Source organism: Pedobacter roseus (assembly GCF_014395225.1).
Taxonomy (GTDB): domain Bacteria; phylum Bacteroidota; class Bacteroidia; order Sphingobacteriales; family Sphingobacteriaceae; genus Pedobacter; species Pedobacter roseus.
On sequence record NZ_CP060723.1, the window covers coordinates 1,770,685 to 1,782,791 of the forward strand.

Annotated in this window: 6 protein-coding genes and 3 tRNA genes; 8 read left to right on the plus strand and 1 reads right to left on the minus strand. The window is 36.4% G+C overall.

Annotated elements, in window-relative coordinates; genetic code table 11:
• Position 1: 1 nt before the first annotated feature.
• Positions 2 to 859, minus strand: a complete 858-nt coding sequence (locus H9L23_RS07510; protein WP_187594379.1) for an SPFH domain-containing protein — start codon at positions 857 to 859, stop codon at positions 2 to 4.
• 190 nt (positions 860 to 1,049) lie between these two features.
• Between H9L23_RS07510 and H9L23_RS07515 the strand changes: the two genes are divergently transcribed.
• From H9L23_RS07515 to H9L23_RS07550, 8 genes are all read left to right on the plus strand, one after another.
• Positions 1,050 to 3,056: an HD family phosphohydrolase gene (locus H9L23_RS07515; protein ID WP_187595430.1), complete on the plus strand. Its 2,007-nt coding sequence runs from the start codon at positions 1,050 to 1,052 to the stop codon at positions 3,054 to 3,056.
• Positions 3,057 to 3,138: 82 nt separating this feature from the next.
• Positions 3,139 to 3,228, plus strand: a tRNA-Ser gene (locus H9L23_RS07520).
• A 96-nt stretch (positions 3,229 to 3,324) separates the two neighbouring features.
• A tRNA-Pro gene (locus H9L23_RS07525) sits at positions 3,325 to 3,398 on the plus strand.
• Between the two features lie 54 nt (positions 3,399 to 3,452).
• Positions 3,453 to 3,526: transfer RNA gene (locus H9L23_RS07530), tRNA-Pro, on the plus strand.
• 260 nt (positions 3,527 to 3,786) lie between these two features.
• A complete protein-coding gene (locus H9L23_RS07535) occupies positions 3,787 to 5,025 on the plus strand; it encodes a site-specific integrase (protein ID WP_187594380.1) in 1,239 nt (412 codons plus the stop codon).
• A gap of 1,425 nt (positions 5,026 to 6,450) precedes the next feature.
• Positions 6,451 to 8,670, plus strand: coding sequence for a transglycosylase domain-containing protein (locus H9L23_RS07540; RefSeq protein ID WP_187594381.1), 2,220 nt, complete (start codon positions 6,451 to 6,453; stop codon positions 8,668 to 8,670).
• A 1,518-nt stretch (positions 8,671 to 10,188) separates the two neighbouring features.
• A complete protein-coding gene (locus tag H9L23_RS07545) occupies positions 10,189 to 10,683 on the plus strand; it encodes a UpxY family transcription antiterminator (RefSeq protein ID WP_187594382.1) in 495 nt (164 codons plus the stop codon).
• A gap of 131 nt (positions 10,684 to 10,814) precedes the next feature.
• On the plus strand, positions 10,815 to 11,945 hold the full coding sequence (locus H9L23_RS07550; RefSeq protein WP_187594383.1) for an AMP-binding protein: 1,131 nt from the start codon (positions 10,815 to 10,817) through the stop codon (positions 11,943 to 11,945).
• Positions 11,946 to 12,107: the final 162 nt, after the last annotated feature.

Genomic DNA, 12,107 nt, shown 5'->3' on the forward strand with positions numbered 1-12,107 from the left:
TTTAATTATATAAGGTACCCGTATTTACCACTGGTTGTACATGGCGGTCGCCACAAAGTACCACCAATAAATTACTGACCATGGCGGCTTTGCGTTCTTCATCCAGCTCAACAATTCCCTTTTGCGATAATTTCTCTAAAGCCATTTCCACCATGCCTACGGCACCTTCTACAATTAATTTACGGGCTGCAATTACGGCTGTGGCCTGCTGGCGCTGTAGCATGGCGCTGGCAATTTCGGGCGCATAAGCCAAATGCGAAATCCTGGCTTCTAAAACTTCAATCCCTGCTCTTGATAAACGTTCGTTCAGTTCGTTTTCCAATAACTCGCTCACTTTTTCGGCCCCGTCCTTTAAAGTAATGCTGGTTTCTTCACCTTCAGCATGATCGTAAGGGAAAATATTGGCCAGGTGCCTTACCGCGGCTTCACTTTGAATATTTACATACTGCATGTAATTTTCGACCGAAAAAACAGCTTTGGCCGTTTCGTTTACTTTCCATACCACAACGGCAGCAATTTCGATCGGGTTACCCAGTTTATCGTTCACTTTTAACTGCTGACCGTTTAAGTTGTTTGCTTTTAGCGATAACCTTCTTTTAGCGGTTAAGGGATTCACCCAGAAAAATCCATCGGCTTTTACCGTGCCCAGGTATTTTCCAAATAAGGTTAATACCATTGATTGATTGGGATTGATGATTAAAAAGCCCGGGAAGATTAAAAATATATCCACAGCCAATAAAATTCCTCCCCATAAAAAGATCTCTGAAATAAAACAGAAAATTGAAGCCACTAATAAAGCGATGCTTATTGCGAATGTTAAATACCCAGATGGTGGGCTGATGATTTTTTCCTGATACATAATTGATATTAATTTGATATCATAAAGTAAAATATAAAATCTGGTAATTGCAAACAAAATCCCTAAAATGTATATTAGATAAAAATGTTATTTTTGACAATACAATAATTAGATCGTTTTGGCCAAAATCAAGAGAAATTCCCACAAAATCCTTTACCGGAAATATTCATCAAACCTGAAATATGTGATGATGATATTTACCGTTTTCATTATTACGCTATTCCTTCCGAAACAACCGAGATTTAGGTACGAATTTGAAAAAAATGCCGTTTGGAAAAACAAGGATCTGATTTCTCCCTTCAGTTTTGCCATTTTAAAAACGAACCCTCAGGTAAGTGCCGATAAAAAAAATGCGCTAAAAGATATTTTACCGGTTTACCAGTACGACAAGGGGATTACGGCCACCGCTTTAGATGAATTTGCCAACGAATTCGACATCAAGTGGAAATCGAAGCAATTGGATGAAAAAGAAAAAGAAGTGTATAAGGCGGCTGCCTACCGTTTACTTCAGGGTATTTATCAAAAAGGAATTATCGGCTTAAATGTGAAACATCAGGCAGGCGGTAAAAATTACGATTTCTCTTTACTGGAAAATAACGTATCGCAGGTAAAAAATACACTGGATGTATTTACGGCAGAAACGGCGTTGAACTTTTTTAAAGGTAATTTTAAGGCACCCAACCCGGTAATGGGCGATTTGATAGCCAATTTGGCTATTGATCATATTACACCAAATATTGTATTCGACGAGCGTTTAACGCAGACCATACAGGATAATACCATCAATAATATTTCTACCACTAAAGGGATGGTGCAAAAGGGGGAGTTAATTGTAGCTAAAAACGATGTGATTGATGAAGAAATTTACCAGAAACTGGAATCGTACAAGGCTACTTATGATGCGCAGACGAAAACCATAGGCAGCAGGGCGCTGGTTTACCTTGGTCAGGTGGTGCTGGTGGGTTTTATTCTTACCATATTAATGTCGTTCCTTTTTCTTTTCCGGAAGGATATTTTCGCCGATAACCGTCAGCTTTCTTTAATACTGATTGTAACCACAGGGATGTTGCTGGCCCTAACCTGGGCCATTAAAATGGAGATCCCGAGTTTGTATTACATACCGTTTTGTGTGGTGCCGATCATCATCAGGATTTTATTCGATACCCGTTTGGCGCTTTACCTGCACATGCTGGTAATTTTGATTGCCGGTTTTTTTGTGGCCAACAGTTTCGAGTTTGTGTTTTACCAGGTTACCGCGGGTATGGTGGCGATATTCAGCATTAAAAACTTTGTTAAGCGCGAAAGATTTCTGGTTTCGGCCTTATTTATATTATTGGCCTACTTTGTTTCTTTTGTGGGGATCGCTTTATTGCGTGAAGGATCTTTCCGAGAAATAGAATGGATTAATTTTATTCCTTTTGTTTTTAGCGTTTTATTGTCGCTTCTGGCTTACCCTTTAATTTACCTGTTCGAACGTATTTTTGGCATTACTTCAGATGTGGCACTGATTGAGCTCACCAATACCAATAATAAACTGTTAAGGGAGCTTGCTTTTAAAGCGCCCGGAACGTTTCAGCACTCGCTACAGGTAGCAAACCTTGCCGAGGCTGCCATTTTTAAAATAGGCGGTAATTCGGTACTGGTAAGGGCAGGGGCATTATATCATGATATCGGGAAGGTTGATAATCCGCAGTATTTTATAGAGAACCAGAATACTGCTGTAAGTCCGCATGATAAATTGCCTTATGAGCAAAGTGCGCAGATTATTATTCAGCATGTGCATAAAGGAATTGAGATTTTAAGAAAAAACCAGATTCCGGAAGCGATTATCGATTTTATCAGAACACACCATGGAAATACAAGGGTTGATTATTTTTATCAGTCGTTTTTGAAAAATTCTCCTGAAAAATTCGTCGATGAAAACATTTTCCGCTACCCGGGACCGATCCCTTTTAGCAAAGAAACTGGTGTGTTAATGTTGGCAGATTCGGTCGAAGCTGCCTCAAGAAGTCTGAAAAATCCCGATGCGCAGAACATAAATGACCTGGTTGAACGCATAATTAACTACAAATTGGAACAAAATCAGCTTGATGATTGCGATTTAACGCTAAAAGATATTGAAACTATCAAATTGATATTCAAGACGATGCTGATGAGTATCTATCATGTTCGCATAGATTATCAACAATTATCATAATTTTTTTTTGCAGAATAACTTGTTTTACTATATTTGCAGACCTCAAAACAACGTCGGTAGGACGGAAAACAGAGGTTGAGAAGGAGAGGTGCCTGAGTGGCCGAAAGGAACAGTTTGCTAAACTGTCGTACTGGTAACGGTACCGCGGGTTCGAATCCCGCCCTCTCCGCCAAGAAAAAAAAAGTAATAAAAAAAATGAAAATGTCATTTTAAAACCGTTACTTTGCAGCCCCTGGAAACAGGGAATAAAAAAAGGAGATACCAAGTTCGGGATGTAGCGTAGCCCGGTATCGCGCCTGCTTTGGGAGCAGGAGGTCGTAGGTTCGAATCCTGCCATCCCGACAAAAGTTTAATCCACTTTTAAAACAGGATTACAAAAAAGATCGATACCAAGTTCGGGATGTAGCGTAGCCCGGTATCGCGCCTGCTTTGGGAGCAGGAGGTCGTAGGTTCGAATCCTGCCATCCCGACAAAAACAGATACAAACTGTATCAAAAACCCTCTAAATGGTTCATTTAGGGGGTTTTGTTTTTTTATTGGGTTTATAATGGGTTAACGAATATCAACCATTTTTAACCCAAATCTGCACCCAAATTTTCTTCTTAACATTGTCTTTTCAACGAAAACTGAAATTTATTACAATTATTAATTTTTGGACAACAGACCAGATCGTTGCCGTTTTAGCTGTTTTTTGGGTGCAGATTTGGGTTAAAAAATAGGAGAAGATTTTATGAAATCTAGCCACAGTTTTAGCGTCACTTTCTTCGTTAGAAGGGACAGGGAAGCCTTTGGGAAGGCTCCGTTATCAGTTAGAATTACCGTTGATGGAAGGGCTGTTTTTTTTGCAACAAAAAAAACTGTTGAAGTATCAAAATGGGATCAAAAATCCCAACGTTTAAGAGGTACTGATCAAGTGAGCAATGCTATTCGGGATAGAATGAGGCAACTCACAAACGAAATCGGCGCGGCGTACGATGAGTTGCGGTATCAGAAGCAGGAAGTAACCGCCGCAAAGATCAGGGCAAAGATTGAAGGAGAGGAGGATGGTAGAACCTTAACAGAGCTCATAAGGTATCATTTTTCGGAACCAGGAAAACTTCTAGCAACAGGAACTTTGAAAAATTACTATTCGACTGAGCGTTTTATTTTAGAATTTCTAAAAAAGAAAAAATTAAAAGATATTATGCTAATTAAAATAGATTTTAAGTTTTTAACAGATTTTAGCATTTATCTCCGTACCAAAACACCTGATAAAGGACAAAGGGTCTGTTCCAATAATACCGTAATGAAGCATATGGAAAGATTCCAAAAGATGATGGGACTAGCCTTGAAATTTGGTTGGATTGTGAGAGACCCATTTATTTATTTTAAAAGAAATATAGTTTCCAAAGACCGGGAGGTGCTTGATGATAATGAATTGGATATTCTCAAAAATCTGCCGCTTGCCAACCCTATTCAAGAAGTAATCAGGGATATGTTTATATTTAGTTGTTATACGGGCCTAGCCTACAGCGAAATCAATATATTATCTGTCAATCACCTTACTAATGATAGTGATGGTGGTGTTTGGCTAGAAATGAAAAGACAAAAGACATTTCATACTACTGAAAGAAAATTTCATGTACTTGTTCTTCCAATCCCCTTAAATTTAATTCAAAAGTATAAATGTCATCCTGAATCTATTAATAAGGCGACAATTTTTCCATGCCCTACGAATCAGTATACAAACCGAAAATTAAAACTGATAGGAGCTAAAGCCGGAATAACAAAGATATTGTCATTTCATGTGGCACGGCATACTTTTGCGACAACCGTAACCCTGGAAAAAGGCATATCAATAGAGAGTGTTTCTCACATGCTTGGACACTCAAGCATTCGGACCACCCAGATTTATTCAAAGGTTAAACAAAAGAAGGTTGCGAGCGAGATGAAGCATTTGATGATGTCGCAACATGTCCTATTAAAATAATTTGTTCTCATAATCTCTTTGAATGATTAAGAAATGATTTTAGGAATAAGGGTTAGTCCTCTTTTCCTAAAATCAACGATTTGTGTTTACGCTATGTATGAGCATGTTACTATACCTTTGAAGGTTATATTTTGCTATTTGCTTTATTATTATTGTATGGAGCCGAAGGGAGTCGAACCTTTCGGTTTATTTGTCTGTAAATCAGTATTTTGTAGTTTATTCCTCGCGTTAAGGCACCAAATACTCACCTCTTATTTTTTCGAATGCAAATTATTAGGTTTAAAAATAGCGAAACGATTAAAATTTTCAAAATTATCTGGTCATTTAAATATTGCTAAACAAATCCATGCTCCACCTAAATCAGATTTCTTGAATAGGGATTTTTTACACTTTCCAAATCCTCAAACTTTAGTTTAGTTGCTTATAAGGGAAACCCGTATCAGACTTTTCTCCAAGTAAATTCAGTACGATGTGTCAGATATTAAGCACACGTTAGCTTTCCATTGATCTAAAGGGTTTTTGAATTCCTTGCCCGGATGTACAAAATTTCTGTACATTCTGGATAAATTTCTTAGGTGACCAAAATCCAACAAATGTCTTAGTCGCCTATATATGGGGAATAAGTTCACTTAATTCGCAATCCTATTTGTTCTTTATTTTACATAGGTGCCCTTCACTGATAGTGTCATGGTACCCCCTAGTCTCACAGAAATAGGTCATGACAAGTTCAACAATAGATATGAAAGGATAGTGCTTACCTTCATATGGTCGAAAATATAGTTATGGAACAGTTCCTGAAAATCAGGCTCAAAAAGAATACGGTATTTAAGAGACTGAATATTGTCAATAGCCTGCAAAATATCAAAGGAAATTGAAAAAATCCATTTTGGAAATGTGGCAGTTCATAAATCAGGAATTGGCCCATTTTCATTAGGTTGCATGAAGTTTGCAAACTGAAATTTTCTATAGCCGATCCTCAAGGAGTTAAGTTCAGTTACTCCATAACTTTATTTATCTCGTTTTTTTTGGAGTCGCTGTTTTGGTGTCTTCGAATATCAAAGAAGCCTTTTTTCTAAAACTTCAACTGTTATAGCCGTGAAGCCGTCTATCCAAGTTTGGAAATCTGATACTTCTAGGTACGTATCAGTTCCTCTTCCAGCAACGGGTTGATCCAGTAAATAATCATCCGGTACCCCGTATTCGCCAAAGTCTAAGCTTTTAGCTGATAGTGAATTTAGCTACTAAATACTTCATAATACAAGACAGAAAATGTCAATAACAGCCTGAAGGAATCGATATTAGCCACGAAAGTTTATGATAAAAAGAAATATACCGCGTATATTTGATCGAATTGAACACGATTATTGGAATAAAAATCCAATTATTTGTTGCTATTCTTTCACATTTTTAATTTGTATTCTGCCGATGGCCTCATCACTTTCAAAAACCGAAATTAGAAGATATAGCCTTTTTTTGTGGAAAATCTTAGTTTCTTGTATAGCTATTTTTGCAATATTCATTTCACTAGTAGCAGTTGGAGCATTTGGAGCCTTACCCTCTTTCAGAGATATTGAACATCCGAAAAGTAATCAGTCCTCGGAAATTATCGCTGAAGATGGTCGGCCATTAGGCACCTATTTTGTTCAAAACAGATCGAATGTTACATATAAAGATATCTCTGAAAATGTAATTAACGGATTAATTGCCACAGAAGATACCCGTTTTAAAGAACACTCGGGGATAGATTTCAAACGTACTTTTACTATTATCGGTTATAATTTAATCGGAAAGAAGCAGGGAGCGAGTACAATTACCCAACAATTGGCCAAAAATCTTTTTCCTAGGGAATCGAACCTTAACTTTTTCTCACTGGTGTTAACCAAGTTTAAAGAGTGGATTGTTGCCGTTAAACTGGAACGTAACTATACCAAGGAAGAAATTATTACCATGTATTTGAATACGGTTGATTTTGGCAACCAGGCTTATGGTATTAAATCTGCAGCGAGGGTTTATTTCAATACGACACCCGATAAGCTGACCTTAACACAGGCAGCAACCTTAGTTGGTATGCAGAAAGGGATTACCATGTATTCGCCGACCCGCCATCCCGAACGTTCTAGAGACCGTAGAAATACCGTAATGGCTTTAATGGTTAAAGCTGAGTTTTTAACCCAACAAGAATTTGATGAACAAAAAGAAAAACCATTAAACCTGCATTTCAATGCCGCAACCGTTAATGATGGTATTGCACCATACTTCCGTTCTGTACTGAAGAATGATATCAGAACCATTTTTCAGGAACAATCCATTACCAAACCAGATGGCACCCCTTACGATTTAGACCGCGATGGCTTGAAAATTTATACCACATTGAATTATGATATGCAGGTATATGCCGAGGAAGCACAAAAAGAATACATGAAGATTTTACAGGCGCAGTTTATCGCCAGCTGGAAAGGCAGAAATCCGTTTAAGGATAAAACTTTACAGATTGAGCAGGGGATTAAAAGGTCTGACCGTTATAAGTCATTAAAATTAAATGGTAAATCTGATGATGAAATTAAGGACGATTTTAATACCAAAACAGAAATGAGCATTTTTACCTGGAAAGGTAATATTGATACGGTGATGAAGCCGATTGACTCTGTACGTTATTACAAAATGTTGTTGCGCAATGCCATGATGACCATGGACCCGACCAATGGACATGTAAAAGCATGGGTTGGTGGTATTAACTACGAACATTTTAAGTACGATCAGGTTAAAATGGGAACCAGGCAGGTGGGCTCAACTGCAAAGCCCTTTACCTATGCTGTAGCAATCGAAAACGGCTATTCGCCATGTTATACAGTACCAAATGTTCCGGTAACTATTGAGGGGTATGGTAAACCCTATATACCAGGTTCGTCTGGGAAGCCTTTACCGGGATCAATTACTTTGCAGAAAGCTTTAGCTTATTCTCAGAACTATATTGCTGCTTATTTAATGAAACAGGTAGGGCCTGTGGCTGTGGCAAATCTGGCTACCAAAATGGGGATTCCTGATGTACCAGCGTACCCGTCAATTTGTCTTGGATCATTTGATTCGTCAATATATAACATGGTTGGTGCGTATGGTGCATTCGCAAATAAGGGAATTTATATCAAGCCAATCTATTTACTTAGAATTGAGGATAAGAATGGTGTAGTGCTTTTCTCGCAAAAGGACATTCCGAAACCGGTAATGAGTGAAGAAGTAGCATATGTAATGACCAGAATGTTGAAAGGAGTGGTTACAGGTGGTACAGGATCTAGATTAAACTATAAGTATAAAGTGAACGCCCCAATCGGAGGAAAGACCGGTACCACTCAAAATAACTCCGATGGATGGTTTATGGCAATTACTCCGCAATTAGTAACAGGGATTTGGACCGGCTGTGAAGATCGGGCATTTCACTTTATCAGCACTAGTCAGGGCGAAGGCGCAAATACAGCTTTACCTATATTTGCTGGCTTTATTAAGCGTGTTTACGCTAATCCTTCGTTAAAAATTAGCCATGCAGATTTTGAAGCTCCTAAATCGGGAGTTACAATTACGTATGATTGTGATCAATATCAAAAACAGGAAGATGTAACAACAGAGTTAGATGAAAAGTTAGGTTTTTAAATTGGTATGAATTAATACAAAGTTAACTCATTTCAATATATAATATTTTTTTCAAATGCTTCAGAGTTTTTGATGTCTATTATTATTGTATCAATCTGCCATATTTGCTTTTTCCTTAATATGCCTTAGATTGCTTTTTATCTTCTTTTTCCTATTACTCCTAATAGCTTTTAGGACATAAATAAATTCTCGGGCATATCCCTGTGCTGTTATATTTATAAGTATTCCCACTTGGCTTAAAATATCTCAAAATCTTTCTCGTTACAAAGAAAATCAATAGAAAGTATGCCAAAAGTGAATACCATACTCTTATCGGTAAAGTTCATTATTGCCTAAAAATCCATAAAATTTTTGAACTATTCATTGGTTAAGTCTATTTGTTATTGGGAAACCGGTGATCATATTTTTTGAAGCGGGGAGGACCAACAAGTTCAGGAGGAACCGCATCTTGGCCTTTCGACGTAAAAGCTTGTAACACTTGACTTAGCTGTAAATCTTATAACTGCATAAGCATTCCCCTTGCTAAATATTATTAGATTTATAGAAGAAGGATTAAAATCATCATCAGATTTTTCTAATGTTGTCAATGGCTTGTAATGATTAAGATGTTTTACGCATTAGTCGTCTGCAGTTCTGTATATTTTAAGATATTCTATTCAATTATATTTGCATACATCCTGAAAAATAGCCACATTCCTGTCCCTCGTAAACTGATATTGTCGTTAATAATTGTATAGATATTCAAATCGTCTAGATCATATTATAGGTTGATTAGCCTTATTATTCCAAACTTTAAAGAACATTATTTTCATGAGGTTTATATCCGACATAGAATGTGACAATTTAATTTTGACAAGGACTGTAATACCTGAGTCAAGACAATTTACTTTCTGGATCTCAAGCTCCTATTAATTGACAAGATTATTTTTTACCTGTGTTATGGTAATTGATCTGGCGTTGCAGTTTTTATGAAAAAAATCTAGTAAGAAAGAATTCAGGATAAATACCTGGAATTAAACTTTTTCAATCAAAATTTTTCAAATTATTAAGCTGCATCCTCTGATCTCGCTTTTCGAGAATTTCTGTCATATTACTACTAAGACTATTTAAGGAATTATTAGTAATAAAGTTCTCCACATAAACGTTATATTAATTTAATAAGTCTAAGTAGATTTAATAAGCCTAAGTAGATGTTTATCTATTTTTTTTCAAAGCTATATTAATAATGTTTTAATGTAAATGCTGTCTGAACGACGTATGGCTATGTATTATTTGTTGTGATTTTCTTATGTTATTGATGAGACTAACCAATATGAAATTATAGAAAGTATTCTGTAATTTTTTTATTGTTTACTTTGTTATTGCGGGTTTGAAATTTTATATTTGGTAAACAAGATCGAATTATAACGCACTCAATTCTAAGCTTCTGTTACCGGTTGTAGCGATAGCTATACATTTTGTAGTCATTATAATGATACCTTCCAGTTTTCACTTGCTGTTAATATTTTTCCTATGCACATGCTTCCAAAATGGCATTTGGTCTTTACAAGATCAAAGTACGAAAAGAAAGTTACTACTAGATTAGATTCTAACGAGATTCCACATTTCTTGCCTCTTAAACGTGAAATTCGGAAATGGCATGATAGAAAAAAAGTAGTTAAGTTGCCATTATTTCCTGGATATATTTTTGTCAATATCCGCAATCAGGCTGATTACTTTAAGACTCTTGAACTAGAAGGGGTTTTAGGTTTTGTAAAAATCGGGAGAGAATTAGCTACAGTTCCAGAAATTGTTATCAATAACCTAATATTATTAGAAAATGAACAATCTGGACTGGAAGTTTCAGAGGATTTTTTCTTGCCAGGACAAAACGTAATCATAACGGATGGTCCATTCACGGGGTTGAACTGTGAAATTGTTAGCAAGACAAACGAATCGAAGTTATTAGTGCGTATTGATATTTTGAAGCGGAGCATTATTTTAAATATAAGTCCCGAATTTTTAATGAATTAGGTTACAATTAAATAGATTTTGGTGTAAAGTATCAATATCTCAAATACAGTAACTCTATTTTATCTAAACACAAATACAGTGGTTGATGATAATCGGAAACATACTAGTGTGACTTTCAACCAACTTTACTTATGATTATCGATTATCTCAGGAACCATGTTGAACAGATGCCAGAAAAAGATGCGTTTATCTTTTTAGATGAATTCAACATAGAAATAGAGAGAATTTCTTATGAAAATCTATATTCGTCGGTTAAGTCACTTGCATTTTTACTCCAAAAATATAACATTACCGATGCAAAAGCATTATTGATTTATGAGGACGCCAGAGATTTTATTATATGTTTTCTTGCATGCCAATATTTGGGTATCACGGCTGTACCTTTAAATTATTCGAGAAAGTCGGCTCATTTGAAAGCAATATTGAAAGATTCAAATACTGATACGATCTTTACAACAGAGGGAACAAAACTGAAACTTGAGAATATCTTTTCCGATCAGTTTGCATTCAATCGAAATATTATTATTTCTACTGACTCTTTGGAGGATAACATAGTTATTTCCGATATACCTTGTGCTTTAATTAACGACATTGCTTTAATACAGTATACTTCGGGATCCACTTCGATACCTAAAGGTGTAATCATTACACATGATGCTTTAATTCAAAATCAAATTTCCATAGCTGATACATTCGGCTGCAATCGCGAGTCCATAATATTTTCATGGCTGCCATTCTATCATGACATGGGCTTGATAGGTAATATATTACATGCAATATTTATTGGTTGTACCTGCGTTGCAATCGCTCCATCAAGTTTTATCAGAAAGCCCAGTAACTGGCTAAAGGCTATATCTAAATATAGAGCTACCCACTCAGGCGCGCCTAATTTTGCATACGATTTATGTGTTGACTATATAACTAAAGAGGAAAAGGCCGATCTAAACCTAGAAAGCTGGAAGGTAGCATATAATGGAGCAGAGGATGTTCGTAGCGAGACTTTAGAAAGATTTGTGAGATATTTTTCGCGTTGTGGATTTAGTAAAAGTGCTTTCACACCATGTTATGGTTTGGCGGAAAATACCTTGTTGGTCAGTGGGAAAAAAAAATCTAAATATCCAAGTATTATTACTGCTTCTAGATCTTCAGCTGGAAGTTATACAATTAAGCAAAAAGGCCTTACTAGAAAATATGTTAGCTCTGGACTAGTTGTTAGTGGGGTACATGTTAGGTTAATATCTGGGGGGGGGATTTTGTTATAGGGGATTTACAAGAGGGTGAGATATGTATCGCAGGTAAAAGCCTTACTGTTGGGTACTGGAATAACCATGAAAAAGACTGCTTCATTGAAGTCGATGATAAGAGATACCTTAAGACGGGTGACCTTGGTTTTTTTTACAGATCACATTTATTTATTACTGGTA